At 53.8% G+C, this 25,290-nt stretch carries 13 protein-coding genes; 1 reads left to right on the top strand and 12 read right to left on the bottom strand.

What is annotated here, in order from left to right; translation table 11 throughout:
* Positions 1-29: 29 nt before the first annotated feature.
* The 5 genes from BLT02_RS05275 to BLT02_RS05255 form a co-directional block, all read right to left on the bottom strand.
* Entirely contained in the window at positions 30-1,196 is a 1,167-nt protein-coding gene (locus BLT02_RS05275; protein WP_092992337.1) for a transketolase C-terminal domain-containing protein, read from the bottom strand.
* Between the two features lie 20 nt (positions 1,197-1,216).
* Positions 1,217-1,525, bottom strand: a complete 309-nt coding sequence (locus BLT02_RS05270; RefSeq protein ID WP_092992286.1) for a 4Fe-4S binding protein — start codon at positions 1,523-1,525, stop codon at positions 1,217-1,219.
* Positions 1,526-1,693: 168 nt separating this feature from the next.
* Positions 1,694-2,293 carry a 2-oxoacid:acceptor oxidoreductase family protein gene (locus BLT02_RS05265; protein ID WP_092992284.1) on the bottom strand — a complete coding sequence of 200 codons (600 nt, stop codon included), beginning with the start codon at positions 2,291-2,293 and terminating at the stop codon, positions 1,694-1,696.
* Positions 2,294-3,727: 1,434 nt separating this feature from the next.
* Entirely contained in the window at positions 3,728-6,598 is a 2,871-nt protein-coding gene (locus BLT02_RS05260) for a ring-infected erythrocyte surface antigen domain-containing protein (protein ID WP_092992282.1), read from the bottom strand.
* A 156-nt stretch (positions 6,599-6,754) separates the two neighbouring features.
* On the bottom strand, positions 6,755-11,542 hold the full coding sequence (locus tag BLT02_RS05255) for an Ig-like domain-containing protein (RefSeq protein ID WP_092992280.1): 4,788 nt from the start codon (positions 11,540-11,542) through the stop codon (positions 6,755-6,757).
* Positions 11,543-11,921: 379 nt separating this feature from the next.
* Between BLT02_RS05255 and BLT02_RS05250 the strand changes: the two genes are divergently transcribed.
* Positions 11,922-13,397: a nicotinate phosphoribosyltransferase gene (locus BLT02_RS05250; protein WP_092992277.1), complete on the top strand. Its 1,476-nt coding sequence runs from the start codon at positions 11,922-11,924 to the stop codon at positions 13,395-13,397.
* A gap of 463 nt (positions 13,398-13,860) precedes the next feature.
* Here the strand turns inward: BLT02_RS05250 and BLT02_RS05245 are convergent, their stop codons facing one another.
* The 7 genes from BLT02_RS05245 to BLT02_RS05215 form a co-directional block, all read right to left on the bottom strand.
* On the bottom strand, positions 13,861-14,385 hold the full coding sequence (locus BLT02_RS05245; protein WP_242869704.1) for a DUF6672 family protein: 525 nt from the start codon (positions 14,383-14,385) through the stop codon (positions 13,861-13,863).
* A gap of 66 nt (positions 14,386-14,451) precedes the next feature.
* Positions 14,452-15,600, bottom strand: a complete 1,149-nt coding sequence (locus BLT02_RS05240) for an ABC transporter permease (RefSeq protein ID WP_092992275.1) — start codon at positions 15,598-15,600, stop codon at positions 14,452-14,454.
* Positions 15,597-16,643 carry an ABC transporter permease subunit gene (locus BLT02_RS05235; RefSeq protein ID WP_092992273.1) on the bottom strand — a complete coding sequence of 349 codons (1,047 nt, stop codon included), beginning with the start codon at positions 16,641-16,643 and terminating at the stop codon, positions 15,597-15,599. The genes BLT02_RS05240 and BLT02_RS05235 overlap by 4 nt, the downstream gene beginning before the upstream one ends.
* A gap of 238 nt (positions 16,644-16,881) precedes the next feature.
* Complete coding sequence (locus BLT02_RS05230) at positions 16,882-18,486, bottom strand: sugar ABC transporter ATP-binding protein (RefSeq protein ID WP_092992271.1); 1,605 nt, start codon at positions 18,484-18,486, stop codon at positions 16,882-16,884.
* Positions 18,487-18,947: 461 nt separating this feature from the next.
* Positions 18,948-20,225, bottom strand: a complete 1,278-nt coding sequence (locus BLT02_RS05225; RefSeq protein ID WP_092992269.1) for a DUF3798 domain-containing protein — start codon at positions 20,223-20,225, stop codon at positions 18,948-18,950.
* 648 nt (positions 20,226-20,873) lie between these two features.
* On the bottom strand, positions 20,874-24,104 hold the full coding sequence (carB, locus tag BLT02_RS05220; RefSeq protein WP_092992335.1) for a carbamoyl-phosphate synthase large subunit: 3,231 nt from the start codon (positions 24,102-24,104) through the stop codon (positions 20,874-20,876).
* Positions 24,105-24,547: 443 nt separating this feature from the next.
* Positions 24,548-25,288 carry an NUDIX hydrolase gene (locus BLT02_RS05215; protein WP_139187426.1) on the bottom strand — a complete coding sequence of 247 codons (741 nt, stop codon included), beginning with the start codon at positions 25,286-25,288 and terminating at the stop codon, positions 24,548-24,550.
* Positions 25,289-25,290: the final 2 nt, after the last annotated feature.

The following is a 25,290-nucleotide window of genomic DNA, read 5'->3' as shown; positions in this document are numbered from 1 at the left end:
CCTAATGTGCCGTCTCACTAGACTCGCTCTTACTTACTGCGCAGATTGATATATTTGTGCTGCGGTGCTTTCTGTTTTCCGTCCGCGACATCCCGGAGTTCTGCAAAAATCTCTTTCACATGGTCCACGGTAAAATCGCGGCCTGCCAGTCCGTAGATGTAGTTGACGGTCTCAGTCATCACTTTGCTCCGATAGAGGGCAGCCGGCACCTCGCTTCCGAGGGGGCCGCTGCAGCCGTTGTAGCTCTCGCACCGGTCCATGATCGCGACAGCCCGGCAGCCGCGCAGGGCTTCGGCGATCTCTTTTTCCGGGAAGGGACGGAAGACACGGAGCTTGAGGACCCCTGCTTTCCACCCCTGCTCCCGCAGCTCGTCGACTGCTGCTTTGGCAGTGCCTGCCGCGGAGCCCATGATCAGCATGATATAATCGGCGTCCTGCGTGCGGTATTCTTCAAAAAAGCCGTATCTGCGGCCGGAGAGCTTTTCAAAGCGGTCTGCCACCTCCAGGATGACTGCGCCGGCGTGTTCCATGGCGTCTTCCTGGGCCTTCTTGGCTTCCATTGCATAGCTGGATACAGAATAGGGGCCGACAGCCACGGGTTTTCCGGGATTGAGAAGATATTCCTCCGGAGTGTAGGTCCCGACAAATTCGCGGACCGGTCCATCCTCCAGAAGCTCGATATTTTCCACAGCGTGGCTGGTGATAAAGCCGTCCTGGCAGACCATCACCGGCAGGTGCACCCGGGGATCCTCCGCGATCGGAAATGCCTGAAGATAATTGTCATAGGCTTCCTGGTTGTTTTCTGCGTAGATCTGGATCCAGCCCGTGTCGCGGGCTCCCATCCCGTCCGAATGGTCGCAGTTGATGTTGATCGGACCGGATAGGGTGCGGTTGACCAGTGTCAACACCAGCGGCAGCCGGTTTGAAGCCGCCAGCAGGAGCTCCTCCCACATCAGGGCAAGGCCTGCAGAGGAGGTCGCCGTCATTGTCCTGGCTCCTGCCGCTTCCGCCCCGATCGCGGCGGACATGGCGGAGTGCTCACTCTCCACCGGGATAAACTCGGTATCTATCTCTCCGTTGGCAATATAGGTGGAGACCATCTGGGGGATCTCCGTGGAAGGCGTGATCGGAAAGGCCGGCATCACGTCAGGGTTTACCTGCCGGATCCCGTAGGCCACAGCCTCGTTTCCGGACATTCTCTCTCTGATGCATTTGCTCACGGCTCTATTCCCTCCTTCATCTCTATTGCTTCAAAGGGGCATACGCTGGCACAGATCCCGCAGCCCTTGCAGTGTTCATAATCAAAATCCAGTCTCTTCCCGTCCCGCACCGGTATGCTGACATCCGGGCACACAGGAACGCACAGCAGACACTGTCTGCACTTGTCCTGTAATAAGACGGGCGTATTGGTCCTCCATTCTCCTGTCGCGAAATTCCTGGCCGTTCCGCCCGCAAACATCTTCAGGCCTTCTGTGAGCTCCTGCCAGGGAGTATTCTCATTGATCCGGTTTACATCTGTACGCATCTTTTATCTCCAAACAATTCTTAGTTCCAGTATTATTTCAAATGTCTGTTTTTAAATGTCTATTTTCAAATGTCTGTTTTCAAACGTCTGTTTTTAAATGTCTATTCTCAAATGCCTATGTGAATCTTTGCGCATCTATGTTCACCCGGTTTTATACATCAGGGGGTTTTATGCGCTCCGGTTCATCCCGGCTGTTTTCTCGATCACCTCGCAGGCCATTTCCAGGGCTTTCATATTCCCGCTGACGACTTCCGGTTTTCTCGCGAATTTGTGCAGGAAGGAGGCGCGCATCTCGCGCAGAAAATCCTCTTTTTCCATGACACCGCTGACCGCCACTGCCGCTGCCAGCATCGGCGTATTAGGGAAGTTTCTGCCCAGCGTCTCTTCTGAGATGGCGCGCGCGTCAACAGTATAGACTGCTCCGCTGTAGCCCTGCAGCAGGGGACGGATCTCCTCTGCGGTCCTGGGGGTATTAACGATGACAGCCCCTTCGCGCTTTAAGCCGTCCGTGACGTGGACTGAATGCAGCAGGGTCTCATCGACTACAATGACGAAATCAGGGTGGTAAATATTGGAGTGCACCCGGATCTTACTCCGGCTGATCCTGTTAAAAGCTGTGATGGGCGCGCCCATACGCTCCGGTCCGTACTCAGGGAAACCCTGTACATACTGTCCTGTCTTGAAAGCCACATCCGCCAGAAGCAGCGCCGCTGTCTTGGCGCCCTGGCCGCCTCTTCCATGCCACCTGATCTCAAGCATTCTTTCCATGACTGTGTACCTGTCTTTCTCTAAAGCCATTATAAGATGAATATATTTCACTTTGAATATGAGTTATTTTGTATACAAAGTGCCGACAAGAGCCATTATACGCTTTTTTCGATGAATGTAAATGATTTGAGCCATGAATCTTTTTCACCATTTGTCCTGTTCTCTTCTGAAAAATTCACACGTGCTTGTTTTCAGGGGACAACTGGTTTTTAACTTTCCCATGGTACAAAAGAGTAAAGCGACATTCCGAATCCGGAAGCCCGGAGTCACCCATGCCGGGAAGCAGGCGAAGCGATATTTCGCTTCCAGAGGCCCGAGGTCACCCATGCCGGGAAGCAGGTGAAGCGATATTTCGCTTCCAGAGGCCCGAGGTCACCCATGCCGGGAAGCAGGTGAAGCGATATTTCACTTCTGGAAGCCCAAGGTCACCTATGCAGGGAAAAATCATAGCGATATTTCGCTTCCGGAGGCCCAAGGTCACCTATGCCGGGAAGTAGGTGTAGCGATATTTCGCTTCCAGAGGCCTGAGGTCACCTATGCCGGGAAGTAGGTGTAGCGATATTTCGCTTCCAGAGGCCTGAGGTCACCTATGCCGGGAAACAGGTGAAGCGATATTTCGCTTCTGGAAGCCCAAGGTCACCCATGCCGGGAAGTAAGTGAAGCGATATTTCGCTTCCGGAAGCCCAAGGTCACCTATGCCGGGAAAAATCATAGCGATATTTCGCTTCCGGAGGCCCAAGGTCACCCATGCCAGGAAAAATCAAAGCGATATTTCGCTTCCGGAGGCCCAAGGTCACCTATTTGGAAGTTTGCCCTAATTTCATAAAAATAATCGTTCGAAGCCGGATTTTCTAATTTGTTAGTGGAGCACTGTACGCTTAATACTACAGCCCTTTGGTGACGGGCATATCCTGCCAGAATTCGTGCCCGTCTTGTCCAACATCTCGACGAACCGTATATTTCGACTGTATATTTTAGCTCAGCTCAAAAATGTTCATAAAAAACAGCCTGTATGGGGAAACGAGCTTTTACACTCGGCCCCGTACAGGCTGATCAAACTATATTTGCTTTTAATATACTGCCCCGGATTTTTCCGTATGAGTCAGAGTAACTGCATCCTGTAGAATGGACTAAGTATTCCCCGGCTCACCTCAAAACTTTGAACCAAATAAGTCGGATAAGTCATATAATCCGGATAAGCCGGATGCATCGGCCACTGACCTGCGTCCGCCGCCTGTCAGCCCAGCGGACGTATGGCAATGGCAAACTGTCTCTGCCGTGGTTTCCTGAGCGTCCGCCGCCTGTCAACTCAGTAGACGTCTGACAATCCGTCAGATCTTGTACTCGTATGATATCAGCAACCTCGGTATCAGCTCAGCGGACGTATGACAATCCGCCAGATCTTGTACTCGTATGATATCAGCAACTCCGGTGTCAGGTCAGCGGACGTATGGCAATCTGCCAGTACTCATACAGAGCCCGGCACAGGTTCACGAGTTCATCGGAGGAGCTGCCGCTCTCCAGTACGCCCTTGCAGTAGCTAAGAGGGCCGAAGGTGACGGAGGCTGCGGGGGTGTCTGCCGCCTGTCCGTCCTCAGCGTAGAAATCGAGTTTGAACATATCTCCGATCTGCGTCGGGGTGATGTGCTCAATATCGGCGTAATACATTCCGATAGTATCATCATAGCCCAGCACAGGTTCAAGTCCTGATCTGTCTGCCAGGACGATGGAATAGGACTTATCTGTCTTTCCCTCTCCGGGTTCATAGTAGAGCCTCAGGGACAGGTCTGTTCCCAGAAGCAGAGAGGCTTTCCCGATCGTGAGTCCGTCTGTTTTACTGTTGAGTTTATAGGTATAGGCGAAATCAGTGAGATCCGGTCCTTCCATATTCAGAACGGGGTCAGTTTCGTCTGTGTACAGGCCTTCTGCCGCAAGAAAATCAGTGCGATAGCCTGCATACAGTTGTGTATAACTGCCGTAATTGAGCATGGCGCGGAGCAGCCCTTTATAATCCCTCATCCCGGATTGATTCAGGATAGTATCCGCATAGGAACGCACCGAGTATTGCCCGGAGGTGCCGGCGGTACCGTCTACTGTCATGAAGTAGGTCACCTGGTCTGTCATCTGCCTGGCGGCAAGCTCCAGGGAAAAGACCAGTCTGCCTTCCGAATCCGTTTCCGCTTCAGAAACAGTCTGAGTCACCGTTCTGCCGGCGCAGATAAAGGTGATATAGTCATCCTGTTCAATATTACCTTCAACCTTCGCGCAAAAGCGCATCTCGATTTTGTCTGTCAGATAAAGATAGACCTCCTCGATCGATACGATCTCGTCCACTGTCGGAGCCGGAGGCCCGGGAGGCAGGCTGCCAGGGACATAGTCCCCGGAGGAGAGCGTCAGCTCCTCGTCCGTAAAGAGAGCCCGGGTTTCCTGGTCATAAGCATAGTCCACAGAGCCTGCGGGGTAAGTGTAGACGTATGTGCCGTCCTCTTCCTCAACCTCTTCCTGATATTCCTCCCAGGAAAGGACATAGCCGTCATAGACATTGCCTTCAATCCCCTTCAGGAACAGTCGCCCGTCCCAGCCTACGGTACCTTCATCCGAGTTAGTGACATCTGCCAGATAGTTGAGGCCGTCGTCCATATGGACGATGTTCCACTTGTGGGGACCTGCTCCGGTTCCGCCGCCGAACATCCCGGATACAGAATAGACCTGGATCTTTCTGCTCTGGAACTCCGTCAGACCGCACAGGTACTGGAAGGCCTCTGAATATCCTTCGCAGACCACATTTGTGTCCGGATTCTGGTCAAAGACATAGATCAGAGCCCAGGGACCGCGGTCGGGATAGGTCTCGCTGTTCTGGCGGGCTTCCTCATTATAGACAACCTCATTGCAGATCCTGTCTTTGTAATAAACCAGTCTGTCGTAATCGCTCAGACCGGAATTGTCGGCGTCATTGACAATGGACCGGGCAAACAAGGCAGCAGAACAGGCAGCGCCGGTTTTGGATGTATCGACTGAATATTCATCGTCCTGGTCCTGCCTGTACTTTTGCTCCACGCACATGCTGAAAGTGACAGGACTCTCCTCGATCACGACAAAACCACTCCAGCTGTCTCCGCTTCCGGACGCCCTTTTACTGCAGCCAAGACTAACGGGAAAAGAATACCCACCTTTCTGCCAGTACATTTCATAAGGACAGTCCGCCCAGAGTCTTCGGAAAATCTCTCTGCTGTCAAAGGACAGCATGCTGTTGACGGCATCTTCAATAGCCGGGTTCCATTCCCCGGTCCCGTTGACTCTGCGGTAGATATAGTCCAGCCCCAGGTCTTCAGCCGTATATTGTTTTCCCGCATCGATCCCTAACTCCGACAGAGGGATCTCTACGATAGTAGAATCCCTTTGTCCATCAGCGATCTCCAGGGCGGCGGCCTTCAGCGCATCATAGATGACACGGTCCTGCCCTGTCAGCTGGTCCCCCGTGTTCTTTTGTCCTCTTCCTGAAGTGCCGGGCTGCGCACCGTCCGCTGCTTCTTCAAACATGGCTTCCGCGTATTCTTCAAAAAGCAGATCGTTGTCTTCGTGCTCGACATCCGTCTTCTCCCGGACTTCATCCACGGATTGGGTCACGGTCTCCGTCTCCTGTGCGGCGCCTTCCGCCGGTTCTTCAGAAGTGTTTTCTTCCGGAAAATTCTGAGCATCTGTTTCCTCCAAATTTTCTGAGGCGACATCCTGATCCGGGGTTTCCGCAGGATCAGTTTCTTCCGTGATTTCCGAGGCGGCGTCCTGGTCCGGATTTTCTGCAGCACCTTTTTCCTCCGGATTTTCCGGGAAGGAATCTTCCTCCGGGTTTTCCTGGCTGACTGTTCCCCCCGTGGGTTCCGATGAGACATCCTCCTGGATGTCAGGAGAATCGCCCTCCGGCAGGATTTCATCCTCAGGGTTCGTCGAATCCTCTTCTATCTCGTCCTCCGCAGGGATCTCTCCGAATACGGATTCCTCCTGGTTCAGGCTGACCGCCGGCAGGGCAATGCCATCGACGGCGTCAGCAGCGGTTTCTTCTGCCTCTAAAGGATATGCAGTCTCTGCGGGTATTTCGGGCTCCGAAGGATACGCAGTCTCTGCCGGTATTTCGGGCTCCAAAGGATACGCAGTCTCTGCCGGTATTTCGGGCTCCAAAGGATACGCAGTCTCTGCGGGTATTTCAGGCTCCGCCGCGCGGGCTGTGAAACCCGTTCCCGGCACAGCAGCCAGGGTTATGGCGGCAGCAAGCACAAGAGCCTGGAATCTCTTTCTGTTTTTATGCATGATAGTCCTCCGTGATCTATATGTATTAGGGGCGCTATGAAAGGACGGAACCACAGCAGAACGCCCGACCGTGATCTATTTGTGTTTAGGCGCGCAGGACTCGCAGACGAGTCCTGCATTCCCGTTGACATGCATCGGCTTATGTGCATGCTGCTGTCACTTCACGGTAACTTTGCACGTCACTTTCTTTTTGCTTCCGTCTGTGGCGGTCGCGGTGATGGTTGCCGTTCCTTTTTTGATCCCCTTCACGACACCCCTGGAGGTGACCGTTGCCACCGCTTTGTTGCTGGTGGTCCATTTCAGGGTCTTGTTGTTGGCATTGGAAGGAGATACTGTGACCTTCAGGGCCGCTGTCTTTCCTCTCGTCACGGTAAGTGCCGTTTTGCTGATCTTAAGTCCTGTGACAGGCTGCTTCACCGTGATCTTGCAGACCGCCTTTTTCCCGCTGCCGTCAGCGGCTGTCGCTGTGATCGTCGCAGTCCCCTTCTTGACGGCTTTCACTACACCTTTAGAGGTGACCGTTGCCACTGCCTTGTTGCTGGTGGTCCACTTGACCGCCTTGTTGTTGGCACTCGCAGGTCCGGCTGTCGCTTTCAGCGTGAAGGTCTTTCCCCTGTTCAGGGTCAGGGAGGTCTTGTTCAGGGTGATCTTAGTCACGGGCTGTGTGACCGTAACCTTACAGACAGCCTTTACTCCGCTGCCGTCTTTCGCGGTCGCCGTGATCGTCGCGGTACCCTTCGCGACTGCCTTGATGTTACCCTTCGAGTCAACTGTGGCGGCTTTAGTATTACTGCTCTTCCAGGTCACGGCCTTGTTGTTGGCGTTGGAAGGAGCAGCAGTCGCCGTCAGGGCGAAGGACTTGTTTCTCATCAGGGTCAGGGAGGTCTTGTTTAAGGTCAGCTTCGTAACAGGCTGCTTCACGGTGACTGTGCAGGAAGCGGAAAGCCTGCTTCCGTCTTTTGTCGTCGCCGTGATCGTCGCGGTGCCTTTTGAGACTGCCTTTACATTGCCCTTCGCGTCTACTGTGGCAATTTTCGTGTTGCCGCTCTTCCAGCTCACCCTCTTGTCCGTTGCGTCCCCGGGATGGATGATTTTCTTCAGTACTGCCGTCTCACCGGTATTGAGCGTGATCGAGGTCTCAGAGAGAGCAAGGCTTTCAACGGGCTTTTTCCAGACGGCCGTAAAGGTTGTATCTCCCTCAGGGACAAAGGATCCAAGGTTTTCCTTTGAGATGAAGGTCCCGTCGGGCAGGTTCCAACCGGTAAAGATCAGGTCTTTGTCGGCTGCTTCGGGGGTCAGGAATCTGAGTTCTTTGGTGGGATTGTGATACTCATCTGCGCCATAAGAAACACCGAATGAATAAGTCTCGATATAATAAGGATCTGTGTTATATTCTTTCTCTACAGCTTCACAAAGAGAATACCCCTGAGGGAAGTGAAATGTAAGAGGATTTTGTTTCCGGTACATAATTACAGGATCCTCTACCATGGGATCGTATTCTATCTGGAAATACCCGACTCCTGCATCAAAAGTAAGCTCCGCTGCGTCTACCCATTTTGCAGTAAGAGTTATATCTTTCTGCGGTACATAATAACGCTGATTCTCCAGTAGTTCTTCCTCTCCTTCTTCTGTCCATCCCAGGAATATTCTGCTGTGATCAGGGTATTCTGCTTCCAGATTTCCAAAGCGTAACCTGCCGCCTACGGCAACTTTGTTGACACGATACTTGCCGCTATAATTCAGCTCTCCTCCTGCTCCGTCAAAAGTAACTGTATAATAGTCAGACCACACCGCGTAAAGTGTCTCGTTTCCAGTGGGGTAATAATAAAAAGCGTCCTCAATAATTGAACCGTCTTCGAGCATCCAGCCTCTTAAGACTTTGTCCTCTTCCGTTACCGGCTCTATATCGAAATATGTCCCCCTTCCCTTTTCGACCTTTTCTGTAATCTGTGTCTGCCCGTTCGGGAATGTCCCGCCGTTGGCGTCGAAAATGACCGTCCAGGTGGTTTCACCCGGGTCGTCCTGGGGTTTGTCCTTCCAGACAGGAACAAAAGTGACATTATAGGGAATGTCGGTCTTCCCATCCTGATCGACAGTGATCTTGTTTGTGCTTCCCTCCCGGCACCAGCCGTCAAAGACCTTTGTCTCATCATCAGCAACGGGAATTTCTTCGGGAACCAAAACCTTATTGGCCCGGTCCGCATTCGCCCGGACCGACAGGTCTCCGTTGGGGAAGCGGCCGCCGTCTGCTCTGAAGATGGCATGACAAGTCCAGACTGCATAGACCGTGCAGTCCTCTGTCGGAATAAAACTGTAGTTGTCCTCCAGAAGAGGACCATCCTGCTCCAGGCTCCATCCGCCAAAATCGTGCGGTGAATAATCTACGGGATAGTGGGCTGAATCCGGATAGAGCTCCATTGCCTCTCCCTGCCGGACTTTTTTAACATAGGACTGTGTATCGGTCCTGATATATCCGCCCTGATCATCAAAGACTGATGTCCCGCTGCGGCCAAAGCGGTAATCGACTGTAACCGTATGAAAATGATCATAGACGGCATAGAGGGTACAGTCTTCCTGAATCTCATAGGTAGTGGCATACCGGTCAAGGATCAGCCCGCCATCCGGCTCCAGGCTCCAGCCAGCCAGAATTAAAGAAGGATCAGCGGGAACGATCTGTGAAGGGACAAGCACCACTCTTCCTCCTTCACCGACTCTCTCGTGCCAGATACTCTCTCCCTTGACATACCGGCCTTCCACGCTGTCCCATCTGTTCTCGCCGAAATGCCCGCTGCCCAGGTCGACAGTCACCAGGTGGGACCTGCCCCACACAGCATAAAGTGTGCAGTCATTTTCAGGAAAATACCAGCCGAATTCGTTGGAAACTATGTCTCCGTCTCTTTCCGTGCTCCAGCCGACCAGCTGCATGGAACTGTCGTCATGCCTCATACTGGAGGCATTGAAGTCTACACCGTTCCCGCACTGTACCCTGGTGACCCTCTCCCTGAGGCCGCTTTCATACTCAAGTGTTTCTCCGTTCCAGAACGCGGATGTATAATATCCGCCGTTCAGATCCAGAGTGACGGAGTAGGCATCCTCCCAGACCGCGTAAAGAGTACAATCCTGTTGGGGCACATAACTGTTGGACGTCAGGGGATAGACCGCGATACTGCCGCCTGGTTCCAGACTCCAGCCCGCGATCGTCTTGTGAGGATCCTCGATCCAGGCTTTGCTCAGGAATAAATTCAGACTTTCGCCCTTCCTGATCTTTTTCACAAAAGAAGAGGGATTGACGACATTTTCCTGTTTTTCGTCATCAAACTGTGTGCCCGGCAGATACCCTCCATTGCAGTCAATGGTGATCGTCCAGGTATCCTCCTGGGGGTCTTCCGGCTGGCCGGATCCTTTTTCAGTCCAGACCGCATACAGCGTACAGTCTTCTGTCGGTGTGTATCCGGTCCTGGTTCCGACGATCTCTCCTTCCGGCTCCAGACTCCAGCCAGTAAATATACGGTCGGGGTCTGAGGAATAATAGATCCTGCTTTCTTCAAATGCGAGCGATTCTCCCTTTTTGATCTCCCACACAAAGGAGCCGGGGGAAGTGACATCTTCTCCCAGGGCGTCATCATGGACCAGGCCGAGGTAATTTCCGCCGTTCATGTCAATGGTGACGACATAGACCGGCTCCCAGACAGCGTAGAGAGTGACGTTCTGATCTGTCTTATAGTTCTCCGTCTTCCCGATCACGGGCTCACCGTCCGCTGTCAGGCTCCAGCCCCTGAAGCGCATGGACGGATCGCTGTGAAGGATCGTTTCACTGGAACTGAAAGAGGCTCCGAAACCGACATCCTCCCGGGAGAAGGAAACGGGGTCTTCCACGTAGCCTTCCGCCTCAGCATCCCAGAATCTTCCCTGGAAGGAACCTCCGTTGGCGTCAAAAGTGACCAGGGTCTTTCCTCCATCGACATTCACGGTGCAGAACGCCCTGGCGCCGCCTCCGTCACTGGCATAGGCCAGGACGGTCGTCGTCCCTCTGCGCAGGCCTGTCACCAAACCGTTCTCATCGACTGATGCGGTCACCTCATCATTGCTCTTCCAGGTGATCTCTTTTGAGAGTGCGTCCTCAGGCAGAATCGAAGCGGCCTGCAGCTGCGCCGTCTCACCGATCCCCAGGGCCAGTTCGCTCTTGTCCAGAGTGATCTCCTCCACCTTGATGTCCCGCCAGTCAGGGTTCACCGTACAGGTATAGTCAATGTGGAATTTCCCATCCTGAATCTCAACCGGTTCTCCGTTTTCATACCAGATCCATCTGTAGAATTTCCAGCCTTGTGTCCCTGATATCGGATCCTCCGGTACCGTGACCCAGCCGTCGCGGTCAGCATAGACAGTTTTTCCCCTGCTCTCATCGGGGAAATGGTCATCATCCATCAGGACAAATGCCACATGGCTGGTCCAGTTGGCGTACAGGGTGCAGTCACCGACCGGGGTATAGCTGGTCTTAGTGCCGACGATCTCTCCACCGGGCTCCAGACTCCAGCCCAGAAAATCATGCTGATGATCCCCTCCGATGTAAAGGCTTCCCGGCATGAATTCGACAGCCTCGCCTTTTTTCACCTTCTTGACAAAAGAAGAAGCGTCCGTCACATACTGACCGAGGGAATCGTCAAAAACGTCGCCGTTATATACGCCGCCGTACCCTCCGTCCATCTCCACTGTGACCGTATAGAATTCTTCTTCCGGCGGATCCTCCGGAGTGTCCTCCTCCGGCACCAGGTCAAGGGGTTCCGTCTGTGTCACCTGGTCAGGATCCACTGTTCCCTTCTGCGCTGAGACTCCCGCAGCCGCTCCCCCCTGTCCGCTCTGGACAGCAAAAACAGGCCCCTGAAGGGAGCCTGTAAGGAGTATGACAGCGAGCAGCATTGCCAGCCGGCTCTTGATCTTGTTCATTTCCGTCCTCCTTATACGTCAATGTACGGATAACCATTTACTACTGTTAAAAAATGAATTGCTGCTGCCTAAAAAATAAATCGCTGCTGTTTCTACTATAGATTTGTACATAAAAAGCATGTTGAATATCTGCGTTTCCAATACTCTATCACAAGAGGAGGCACACTGTCATGCCTGTTCTGTCAATTCTTTTTGGCTCTTCCGCATCTGGCAGTGTCTTTATCATCAGGAATCACTTGTCTGTTCCCCGACTCATGTCATTGCACAATTGCTCAAAATGAAGTACAATGATTCAAAATTTGTCAAGGCTTGAAAAAACGCAGGTGGAGGAGTCCTGCGGGAATCTTAACGGAATGCTTTTGGAAAGGAGATCCTTGTTATGGACAGACAAAACCTGACCCTTCTCACGGACCTGTATGAATTGACAATGATGCAGGGCTATTTCAAAAACAAAGAGGAGAACCGCACGGTTATTTTTGATGCCTTTTACCGCACGAATCCTTTCGGCGGCGGCTATACCATCATGTGCGGAGTCGAGCAGCTCGTCCGCTATGTAAAAAATCTGTATTTTTCAAGTCAGGACATTGAATACCTTCGAAATCTCGATATTTTTGATCCCGATTTTCTGGACTATCTGGCGGATTTCAAGTTTACCGGAGATATCTACGCAATTCCTGAAGGCACCCTGATGTTCCCCCGCGAGCCCATGGTCAAGGTCATCGCTCCTATCGCGCAGGCCCAGCTTATGGAGACTGCGATCCTGAACATCATCAACCACCAGAGCCTGATCGCCGCCAAGGCGGCGAGGATCTGCTATGCGGCCAGGGGCGACGGCGTCATGGAATTTGGTCTCAGGCGGGCCCAGGGTCCCGACGCGGGCACATACGGGGCCCGCGCGGCGGTCATCGCCGGATGTGTCGGCACCTCCAACGTCCTCTGCGGCGAGCTTTTTGACGTCCCTGTCAAAGGGACGCACGCCCACAGCTGGATCATGAGCTTCCCGGATGAGCTGACTGCCTTCAAGACCTATGGCGAACTGTATCCGAACGCCTGCATTCTGCTGGCAGACACCTATGACACCATCAAGTCCGGCGTCCCCAACGCCATTAAGACCTTCCAGTACCTCAAGGACAAGGGAATCCTGGGCAAGGGCTACGGTATCCGCCTGGACAGCGGCGACCTGGCCTATATTTCCAAAAAGGCCAGAAAGATGCTTGATGAAGCCGGTTTCCCGGACGCTATCATCTCCGCCTCCAACGACCTGGACGAGCATCTGATCGATTCCCTGAAGAGCCAGGGCGCGACCATCACCTCCTGGGGCGTCGGCACCAACCTGATCACAGCCAAGGACAACCCGTCCTTCGGCGGCGTCTACAAGCTGGCGGCCATCCAGGACGACAAGGGCAATTTCGTGCCCAAGATCAAGCTCTCCGAGAACACCGAGAAGGTCACAAACCCCGGAAACAAAAAGATCTACCGCGTCTACAACGAGCCCGAGCACAAGATCCAGGCCGACCTGATCTGCCTGGAAGAGGAGGTCTTCAAAGAGAGCGACGCGATCACCCTCTTTGATCCCGCGGAGCCCTGGAAAAAGACCAAGCTCCATCCCGGCGAATTCTCCCTGCGCGAGCTGATGGTGCCTCTCTTCAAGAACGGCAAATGTGTCTACACCAGTCCCAAAACCATGGATATCAGAGCTTACTGTCTGAAAGAGCAGGATACCCTTTGGGAGGAATCCCGCCGTCTGGTCAACCCTCACCAGGTCTACGTCGACCTGTCCCAGAAGCTGTATGACAACAAGCTCCGCCTGCTGGACGAAATCACCGAGCAGAAAATGAGAATGGCGGAAAGCTGAGCACGGCAAGGCAGCAGTCCTGTGTAAGCAGGTTACAAGTCACACCTGCACCAGCCTCGAGACAGGTGTTTTCGCGCGCTCTTTGCGCGAAAGCCCGAGTTAAACAGCGTTAACACACTCGAAGAGTGTGTTGCGTGCAACGAAAGCGCATTGGAATCGCCGAATGCAACGTTTCATGGTCACATCCTGGTCAGGGTGTGATCAGAAACGTAAGCAGAGATATTTCTGACTGCATATGCCGAAAAGCCATAAAACTTATATAAGAACTTATATAAGAACTTACATTAGAACCTACATAAATACTTACATAAGAACTTACATACTTACATAAGAACTTACAAAAGACCGGAAGGCTCCATCCGGAGCCTCCCGGTCTTTTTCTTTTGGGGTCCCGCAGGACCTGTTGCAGGTCCTGAGCATTCAGCCGCTCATATTCAGCCGCATATTCTTCGAGCTTATTCTATCAAATGTCCCCCATCTGGTCTTCCATCTGGTCTTCCATCTGATCTTCCATCGGACTTCCCATCTGGTCTCCCATGTCAAATTCATCTGTATTAACCTCTTCTTCAGCTTCGTCCTGCACTGGAGCAGCGATAACGAATTCTGACATATAGGCGTCCTCAGGGAGCCCTGCCATCAGGGCAGGGAGATTGAGGATGATGCCATCCATGTTATAGGGGACGCCCAGGGTCACCTTATGGGCGTGAGGGGTCCCCCCCTTCTGGTCCGTGATCTCCAGGGTCATGGTGACACTCTGACCCATGATATCTGTCATTCCTCTGTCGCGGGCACTCAGCTTCGCGACTTTTTCTCCTCCTACCGTTACATTGACCTTATAAAACGCCTCAACACTCTGGCCATTATATTCGCAGGTCTTATTGTCAAAATAGATCGTATGTCCGCGGCCGATGACAAACATGGCGGCAGCAACCGCAAGCACGATGGCGAGTGCCACGGCGCGGAAAATGATTTGTCGTTTGTTTTTCAATTTAAACCTCCAGTCCTGTTCCTGCAGGATCGCTGCCCGGGAATCTGTGTAAAACTCAGTTCCTTATTACTTTTCCCCGGCAGCCGCTTTCCCGGCGTCGTCCATCTCCTGAGCGGCAGCCAGCTCCCTGCCGGCCGCGCTCTTTGCCCTGCGCTTGTTGGTCTCATACATGATCAGGGCGAGCGTGATGACCGCATAGGAGACAAACACGCGGAAATATTCGCCGATCATGGAGTCGCCAGTGATATAGGCGCCTGCGCGGGGTGCGACGATGAACATGGTGTGGAAGAGAATAACGCCCAGAAAGACGTTGCCTATGGAAGCGCGGTCTACGGAAGCTCCGCCGACCAGCAGGGCAGCGATACAGAACATACCGATCTGGCTGTGGGCACTGTAGGTTGCGATATTGCCCATGTTCTGAAGGTAGATCACCATGCCGATACCTGCCAGGACTGTGGACATGACGATAGAGATGATCCTCGTTCTCTCCACATTGATGCCGGCGTCACGGGCGACTTCCATATCCTGACCGACGGCGCGCATGTCCTGCCCGAGTTTCGTCCGGCGGAACCAGACAATGAACAGGCACAGAAGTGCGATGATGATAAAGGTCAGCATCGGGATCTTGATCCCGGCGATCTTGATGGCAAGCAGGTTGTCCAGCTTCTGACGCATGCCCAGAAGAGATACGGTATTGCGGATACCGTAGCCTCTGGGGAGCTTGATAGAGCTGTGTTTGATGGGGATTATGCTTCCCATCAAATACAGGACGACCAGCTGGTAAATACCGTTGATAAAAAAGCTCATGATATAGCTGGTGATCATCTCCCTGCCCTTAGCCTGATTGAGGATCTTTCCGCAGAAGATTCCCAGCAGGGTAGAGATCGGGACAGAGAGGATGGCTGCAAGGACCATTCCGGGAATGCCCACGATCTGCCAGTCGGAAACGAGGATCAGGCCGATCTCCGCCGCCATGGCGCCCAGCGTCATTCCGAAATTCAGGCCCATGCCTGCCATGATCGGGATCAGCAGACTCAGGATCAGGAAGGCGTTGCGGCCCATGCGGGTCACAATCTCATTGATCAGCATAGGAGCTGACAGGCCGGAGATCGGGATACAGACCGCGCAGATGATGATGAACATGACCGGAACGGAAACCTTCTGGAACAGCCCCACCATGTCCTGGGAGGTCTTTTTTTCATTTTCTGTCTTCATCTCGATGCCTCCGTCTTTCTGGTCAGTGCGAACAGGATCATGCCCATGGACGCGATGATGCGGATGACCTCCGACATATCCATGTGGACCATGTTGTTCATGACCGTGGGCGTCATGGTGACGATACCCTGGAAGAGGATCGTTCCGACAATGACGTTCATGATCGTTGCCTTGTTGACCGACGCGCCGCCGATCAGGATGGCCGAGACAGCCGGGAGCGCCATATAGAAGGGCGCCATGTAGAGCTGGATAAAGCCAAAGCCCTGTTCATAGACCAGGATGCCCACAGCCGCAAGCCAGGTGGACATGATCACGCTCAGCATACGGATGCCGTCGACATTGATGCCCGCCGCTTTGGCGAACACGGGGTTGGAGCCCACAGCCGTCATGGCTGTCCCGGTCCTTGTATGCAGAAATGCCCAGATCCCGAAGGCAAGCAGGGCAAAAAACAGAATGGTTCCGGTCGGAATAGAGATCCTGCCGATATTGATCTGCAGAATGCCCGCCAGCGCCTGGTTGTAATAACCCTCCAGGGAGATCGTGGTACGGAGCCCTTTGCCGGAGAGTCCCCAGACCATGTTGGGACTGTGGTAGGGAAGCAGCAGCCACATCATGCACATAAAAGAGACGGATGAAAAGCCGACATAAGTCGCGATCATCATTTCTCCGCCCTTGATCTTGTTGAGGAGCCAGCCGTACCCCGCGCCCAGGATCAGGGCGAAGGGTGTCGCGATCAGGATGGCCGCAAGGAAGGATAAGCCCCCCTTAAAGCCCAGCTCGATGGAGAGGGTCGCCCCCAGAAGGCCGGAAATGATGCCCAGAGGCAGGCCGAAATTGAGTCCGCAGCCGGAGTGCACCATGGGGACCATGGCCAGCACGAGAATGCCGTTCCAGCTGAAACGGTTAATGATGTTGGAGATCTGCGTCGGCAGGTCTGCCCCGACGAAAGGAGCCATGATCAGGAGCAGCAGCAAAAAGCCCGCAATGATCAGACGCGGCACGCCGAAGCTTTTCAGCGAAGCGGTTACTTTATCTTTCATCATATTTATTCCTTGTATTCTCTGAATAGTATTCCCTGAACAATAATCTCAGAATGAATTAATCTCTGAATGAATTAATCTCTGAATATATCCAGAATGTATTCTATGAATGTGTCTTATTGGTATGTTTTTACAGGCATCCCGTCTGCCGGAGCCCATTGGGTCAGACGACGTTCCTGAGTAATTGCGTCAGACGACGCTCTTGAGCAATTGCGTCAGACGACGCTCCTGAGTAATTGCGTCAGACGACGCTCTTGAGCATCAGCTCACCAAATTCCACGACCGGTCTGGACGCGGGCAGGATGCCCGAGATCCGGCCTCCGGAAACGATGGCGATACGGTCGCAGGTCTGACGAAGCTCTTCCAGCTCCGAAGAGATCATGACGACAGTGACCCCTTTTTCCCGGTTGAATTTTTTGAGTGCGTCAAGCACGAGTGCTTTTGCGCCGACATCAATACCACGGGTAGGTTCAGAGACAAAAAGGACTCTGGGCTCCAGGGCAAAAGCCTTGGCCAGGCAGACCTTCTGCTGGTTGCCGCCGGAGAGCTCTCTCGCATTCTGTTTTGATCCCGTGCACTTGATCTTGAGCTCATCAATATATTTTTCGGTGACGGCGCGGATCGCATCGTCGTCTCTCCACTTGATCAGGCCGCCGAGATAATTTTTCAAGAATTTGTTCTGCACCTGCATGGCAGGAAAAGCCACATTCCATTCCAGAGATTCATCCAGGAGGAGGCCGACGCCGCGTCGGTCCTCAGAGACAAAGGCAAAAGAGGAATCCAGGCACTTGCGAGGGCTGTTCAGAGGAATCTCCTTTCCTTCGAACTCCACACGGCCGCCTGCCTCATACAGGCCCATGATGCCGTTGGGAATGCCGAGCTTTCCCTGGCCGGCCAGGCCGCCGATCCCCAGGATCTCGCCCTCTCTGACATCGAGGGAGACGTTCCGGACAGTCTCACCGGGCATATCCACCCACAGCTTCTCGATTTTGAGAGCAATTTTCGCGTTTTCTCCGGGATCCTGCTCCGCTGCCTGCGGGGTTTCCCCGGAGGCGCCCTCGATGTCTCTTCCCACCATCCAATGGGTGATCTGGTGGACATCGGTCTGTGAGGCAGGTACTTTTTCCACCAGGACGCCGTCGCGCATGACAGCTACAGTATCGCAGACTGACAGGATCTCCTGCAGGCGGTGGGTGATAAAGATGACGGAGATTCCCCGCGCGGACATTCCGCGGATGGAATCCAGCAGGGCTTCCGCTTCCCGCTCTGTCAGGACCGCTGTCGGCTCGTCCAAAATGAGGAGCCTCAGCTGATCCTTGGAGAGCTCTCTGGCGATCTCCGTAAACTGTTTGTGACCTACGGGCATACTGCTGATGACCATATGGCGGTCGATCGACACGCCCATTTTTTCAATCGCTTTCTCAGCCGTCTCATCCATGGCCTTCCGGTCCAGGGTGTCCAGACGGTCTCCAAAGATCTCCGAGAGGAGGTTCCCCTTTTTCGGTTCACGGTTCAGGACAATGTTCTCTTCCGCCTCAAAGCCAGGGATCAGGGAAAACTCCTGATGTACCATGCCGATGCCCGCCTCAATGGCATCAAAAGGGGAAGAAAAAGAGACTTTCTGGCCGTCCAGAAGGATCTCTCCCCCGTAACCGCCCGTCTCCGCAATGTCTGCCGCGCCAAAGAGGATCTTCATCAGCGTGGACTTGCCGGCGCCGTTTTCACCGACCAGTCCCAGGACCTGACCGGCTTCCAGCTCCAGATTGATATCTGTCAGCACCTGATTGCCGAAAAAGTCCTTTTTAATATTCCGCATCTGCAGAAGCGGCGCTTTTTGTTCACTCATAAATCATGCCTTCCTGTTTCCAGTTTTTATTATTATTCGTCTTTTTATTCGTCTCGTGGCTGTGTCCTGCGGATATCGCCCGCAGTTCACAGGTTTATACTTCAAAATAATAAATGAATGAGCTGCTGCGCAGTCCAGATCACCTGTGGACAGCTGTCCGGCAGTCCTGTTGTACGCCGGGGCAGCCGCCCCGGATATGAGCTGCGCAGAAGTTCATTGCTTTCCAGCTTTACCGCATTAAATTGCATACGTAAAACTTCGGTATTTCCGCATTGAAAGGATAAAATCGCATTTGTCGCAACAAGACGAGGGGGAACCCTTTCGCTGTCCCCCCTCGCCGACATTTAAAATGCACATTGTCGGTATGTCAGAAGAACATATTCGTCTCCTGACATATTCCTGTTATCGAACTGCTGCGGTTTTGGTCAAGACGCGATTCACCATGCCGACTGACGCGCAGTTTATTTCACTGTGAAATACTTCTCAGGAACTTCTACCTTTGTTGCTTCCATGTAGTGGCCGGGATTGCCCATGATATAGGTATCCTGGTAGATCAGGAAGGTGTTGTCGGCCTTGACGCCAGTATCTACGTTGGTGTAGTTGGAGCCGTTCCACTCCGCGCCGGGAGAGAATACGCCGTAAGCGTCGGAGATGTCATCGATATCACAGAGCTCGCTGTTGCCCAGGATGACGTTTCTTGCATGCTCTGCAAGACCTGCGGAAACAGTGTAACCGTAGGAATATGCCCATGTGCCGAAGCGGCCCTCGCCGCCCTGTTCCACAACAGCTTCCTCAACCTTGGCAAGGATCTTCTGGAAATCGCCGGCCTCCGCGCTGAGGTCGATGCCCAGAGCTCCGGGATAGCCCATCAGAGGAGAAGGAAGGTCTGCCTCGATGAAGTAGCCGCCGTATTTGAGCAGCTGCTTGAGCAGAGGCTCTGTGTGCGCGTCGTTGGTGCAGAAATAAGCGGAATTGGTGCCGTACTTCTCGATCCATTCCGGAACGTGCTCAAGGATATAGGCCTGAGCGCCGGGGGTACCGACATCAGTGGTCGGGTCGGGAGCGGTCTCCATCTCAAATTTCATGCCGAATTCCTTGCAGGCCTCTTTCATGACCGCTACACGGCGGCTCATGGTCTCATAGGACATATGACGAGGGAAGGAAATGTGTACGAACGTATCGCAGCCAAGATCATGTGCGGTCTTGATCATCAGATAGCCGCGGGCGACGAAGTCGTTGTTGACGACCAGGTCCGCTGCGGAGCCAATCTCGGGAAGATCCTCGTGAGACTCACCGGCGATGCAGATGATGTCAGGCCTCTTCTCCTTGATCTGACGAAATGCCTCAGTCGTGCCGGGGATCGCCTGGTTGACGATGATGGCTTTCATCTTGGGATCATCGGAAAGGTTCACGATGGTCTGGATCGTGGTCTCAAGCTCTTCTGTGAAGTTGTCGGGATAGATTGCCAGAGTGACGTTCTCCTCGCCGTACTTGGCCTGGAAGGCCTCGGCGCCGCGTCTGTCATCCTCGGACTGAGAGACGGAACCGGTGACGATACCGATGTGGAAATCCTCTGCTGCGCCGGCATCTGCCGCAGGAGCCTCTGTAGTCGATGCCGCATCAGCAGCGGGAGCTGCATCTGTGCTCTCGATCTTCGCGCCGCCTGAGCTGCCGCCGCAGGCTGCAAGGGAGACGGCCATGACCGCTCCGAGAAGAATTCCCAACAGTTTCTTTCTCATAACTATGAATCCTCCTTTCTTTCTGAAGTGTCCGGCAGGCACTCCAGATCCTCCTGAAAAACCGTGCAGGCGGTTCTTTCGGAGATTGGTTTACAAGGAATCGCAGGAATAATCCTTACACCCGGTTGACCAGTGTTTCTCTATAGTCAGATGACCAGATGATCATCGATGCGGTTCCTACAGTTACGGCCGGCGAAAGCCGGCTGTGAAAAAGTCAACCCATGCAAAAACAGTCTGGAATGGCGTATAGGCTGACTCATATCATTATACATTTATACTCCTCTCCGGTCAATCTATGTCGGCTGATCATAAGGGGTATAAAACCAGTATAAAAGCAGCCTGTAAAAGTAATGTGAAAAACAGTGCTGTATAATCCGCGGTTCAGATTATGTGGTTCAGACGCAAAAACCGGCAGGAGCTGTCAGAGGCTCCTGCCGGATATAATCGCAGTTATATTTCAGCTATATTTGTGACAATGGGCAGCCCCCCCCCCGCATACATACAGGAATAAAGCTCATGCAGGAATAAAGCTGCGGGCTGCCTGGCTTGTGACCATGAAGGCTGCAGGCGCCTCAGCGGGCAGCCGGAAAGAAGCCAGTCCAGCGGATGACCGGAAAGGAACGATTCCGGCAGATGACCGGAAAGGGATCAGTCCTTGTCGCGGATCATGCTGTGCCACTCCTGAAGGGGCAGGATCAGGCCCGAGCCCTTGCGGTTGAGGTGGCTGATGCCCTCGGCGGCGGCAAGACCGGCCGCAGTAGTGGTGACATAGGGGATCTTGGCCTTGATGGCTGCCTTGCGCAGGTAGCTGTCATCGTGGCGGGCTCCCTTGCCCACGGGGGTATTGACGATCATCTGGATCTGGCCGTTGGTGATGAGGTCCAGAATATTCGGGCGGCCCTCGTAATTTTTATTGACGCGCTCGGCGGGAATGCCGGCCTGGGTGATGGCCTTGCAGGTCATTTCTGTCGCGAGGATCTTGAAGCCGGCTTCATGGAACCTGCGGGCAATCTCAGGCGCATAGGGGCGGTCCTGCTCGCTGACAGTAATCAGGACAGAACCCTCTAGGGGCAGCTGCATCTTGGCCGCCTCCTGGGCCTTATAGAAGGCACCGCCGGTGGATCTGGAAATACCGAGAACTTCGCCGGTGGACCGCATCTCAGGTCCGAGGACGGGGTCGACCTCAGGGAACATATTGAAGGGGAACACAGCCTCCTTGACGCCGTAGTAAGGGATATCTTTTTCCTTCAGATCCGGCACAGGGGACTTTCTGCCTGTGAGTTCCGAAGTGATGATCTCGGTGGCAAGGGGAACCATACGGATGCCGCAGACCTTGGAGACCAGCGGAACAGTACGGGACGCGCGGGGGTTGGCCTCGAGCACGAACACCACATCATCCTCGATCGCGTACTGCATGTTCATCAGGCCGACAACATGCATTTCTTCAGCGATCTTTCTCGTGTACTCGCGGATGGTCTCAAGATTCTTTTCAGAAATATGCCGCGACGGAATAATGCAGGCGGAGTCGCCGGAGTGGATGCCGGCGAGCTCGATATGCTCCATGACGGCGGGCACGAAGGCATGAGTACCGTCGCAGATCGCGTCCGCCTCGCACTCCATGGCATTGTGGAGGAAGCGGTCGATCAGGATCGGGCGGTCAGGGGTGACGCCGACCGCTGCCGCCATATAATCTGCCATCTGTTCATCGTCGTGGACGACTTCCATCCCGCGTCCGCCCAGGACGTAGGAGGGACGAACCATGACCGGATAACCGATCTTTGCGGCGATCTGCTGGGCTTCCTCGACGGTGGTCGCCATCCCGGCCTCGGGCATGGGAATGCCCAGCTTGTCCATCATGGCGCGGAAGTGGTCGCGGTCCTCCGCCAGGTCGATGACAGCGGGGGATGTACCAAGGATCTTCACACCCTCTTTTTCCAGCTTGGAAGCGAGGTTCAAAGGAGTCTGTCCGCCGAACTGGGCGATGACGCCGACGGGCTTTTCCTTCTTATAGATCGAGAGGACATCCTCCAGGGTCAGGGGCTCGAAGTAGAGCTTGTCAGAGGTATCATAGTCCGTGGAGACAGTCTCGGGGTTGCAGTTGACGATGATCGTTTCGAAGCCGAGCTTTCTGAGGGACATGGCCGCGTGGACGCAGCAGTAATCGAACTCGATACCCTGGCCGATCCGGTTGGGGCCGCCGCCCAGGATCATGATCTTGGGCTTGTCTGTGCTGATGGGGTTCTTGTCCTCCCCGATATAAGTCGAATAGTAGTAGGCGCTGTCCTGAGTCCCGCTCACATGGACACCTTCCCAGCGCTCGGTGCAGCCAAGGGCCTCGCGGGCATGGCGGATCTCATCCTGGGCGATGCCGAGGATCTGGGCCAGGTAGTGGTCGGAAAAACCGTCCTTTTTGGCCTGGACCAGAGCTTCATCAGAGGGAACCCTGCCCTTGAATTCTTTGACAAGGGCTTCCTCTTCCTCGACCAGTTCCTTCATCTGCTCGATAAAATAGTGTTTGACCTTTGTGATCGCATAGATCTCGTCCACGGTCATGCCCTTGCGGAGGGCTTCATACATGATGAAGTGGCGTTCGGAGGAGACATTGATCAGGAGCTGGCGCAGCTCGTCCAGAGACATCTGATCGAAGCCGTTCACATGACCGAGGCCGAAGCGGCCCTTCTCCAGGGACCGGATCGCCTTCTGGAAGGCTTCCTTGTAGGTCTTGCCGATACTCATGACTTCGCCGACCGCGCGCATCTGGGTGCCAAGCTTGTCCTCGACGCCCTTGAATTTTTCAAATGCCCAGCGGGCAAACTTGACGACGACGAAATCGCCGGTAGGGACATATTTGTCCAGGGTACCGAAGCGGGAGTCCGTGAGGTCCGCCAGAGTGAGGCCGGTGGCCAGCTTGGCCGAGACCAGGGCGATGGGGAAGCCGGTCGCCTTGGAGGCCAGGGCGGAGGACCGGGATGTCCGGGGATTGATCTCGATGACGATCACCCTGCCGCTGACGGGATCATGCGCAAACTGTACGTTGGTGCCGCCGATGACGCCGATATGCTCGACGATCTTGTAGGCCTGCCTCTGCAGCTCCTTCTGCAGATCTTCATTGATCGTCAGCATGGGTGCCGTACAGAAGGAATCTCCGGTGTGCACACCGCAGGGATCCACGTTCTCGATGAAACAGACCGTGATCATATTGTTGTCCTTGTCGCGGACGACCTCGAGCTCGAGCTCCTCCCAGCCCAGGATCGACTCCTCGACCAGGACCTGACCGATGAGCGATGCCTGCAGACCGCGGGCACAGACTGTCTTCAGTTCTTCTTTATTATATACGAGGCCGCCGCCGGCACCGCCCATGGTATAGGCGGGACGGAGGACGACAGGATAACCAAGCCTGTCGGCGATCGCCAGGGCTTCCTCCACACTGTAGGACACTTCACTGCGGGCCATCTCGATACCCAGCTTGTCCATTGTCTTCTTAAACTCAATTCGGTCCTCGCCGCGCTCGATGGCATCTGCCTGAACGCCGATGACCTTGACACCGTACTGATCCAGAATTCCTTCCTTGTACAGCTCCGCGCACAGATTCAGTCCGGACTGACCGCCCAGATTGGGAAGCAGGGCATCCGGCCTCTCCTTCTTGATGATCTGCGTGACCCTGTCCACATTCAGCGGCTCTATATAAGTCCTGTCCGCCATTTCCGGATCTGTCATGATCGTCGCCGGATTCGAATTGACCAGGACGATCTCATATCCCAGGCTCCTCAGAGCCTTGCATGCCTGCGTCCCCGAGTAGTCAAATTCGCACGCCTGCCCGATGACGATCGGGCCGGAGCCGATGATCAATACCTTGTGGATGTCTGTTCTCTGGGGCATGAACTCTCCTCTCTGGCAGACTTCCATGTCTGCCAATTCCTGCGACTGTCCCCTCTCAAGCCGGCAAAAGAGTTAAAAAACATTTTAAAAAAGGCCGTTTGGCGGGGCATCTTCGCACTGCTCCATGATTGCTTAAAAATTTGCCATTCCTCATTATACCCATAGAGCATGAAAAAATCCATGAAATCTTTATGAGCTTATTGAGTTTTAAAAAAACAACTTTGCGTACATGTATACAATCACGAATGTACACCTGTATCCCCTTCCTGTCAATAAAAAAAGCGGGGCTTTTTTCCCGCTTTTTTACACTTTTTCCCGCTCCTGATGTATGCAAGCTCTGCGATCTGCTTTCCTGTGTCGTTATTTCAACAAGGCCAGAGTTTTAAAACAGCATATTTTTTCGACTCAGTGAGCATAAGAACCGTCATGCAGATTGTCAGAAGCTATTCAGTAACAGCTCCTGATCCCCTTCTCTGCGCCAGCAGCCAGGCTGTGATATGGACCGCCTGCTGGAACTCACCCTTTGCGATCAGTTCTTCAATTTCCCGGGCAGAGTACTTTTTGACATCCAGAAACTCCATGTCGTCCAGGGTCTGTCCGGAGACCCGCCGGCAGTTTTTCGCTGTAAACAGGAAAGCGTAATTGTCCGCCAGGGTGGCATTAGAAGGAACAGTGAGCAGGTAGTCCCATTCATCGGATTCATAACCGGTCTCTTCACGGAGCTCGCGCTTAGCCGCCTCCAGAGCATCCTCCTCAGATACGCTCCAGGAAGCGCCGAAGGGATGGCTGTTCCCGGTGTCCTTCCCGGAGCTCCCATTCTTTTTGTCCCTGCCCTTTTCATCCTCTGCCCTGTTTCTGCTGTCTTTCTCTGTCCTGTCTCTGCTGTCTTTCTGCTCTATGCAGCCTGCGGGGAACTCTGTAGTCACCTGGAGGATGCCCTGCCGGAACTGGCGGACACACAGATACCTGCCCTCCGGATCCGAGGCCACGATCACTACATAATCTCTGCGGCTGTAGCTGTAAAAGGGCTCATAGATGCTGCCGTCCGGAAAGCGGTAGGATGTCTTTCGGAAATCGATCCACTCATCCTGGATGATATGGTCTGTCCTGATCTCCTCCCAGGCGAGAGGATCCTTTTCTTTCAGCTTGTCTTCTCCCGCTTCTCTTCCTTCAATATTTTTCATCC

It is taken from the genome of Sarcina sp. DSM 11001 (assembly GCF_900101015.1).
GTDB lineage: Bacteria > Bacillota > Clostridia > Lachnospirales > Lachnospiraceae > CAG-791.
The sequence above is the reverse complement of the archived record's forward strand: the minus strand, read 5'-3'. Positions and strand labels throughout refer to the sequence as shown.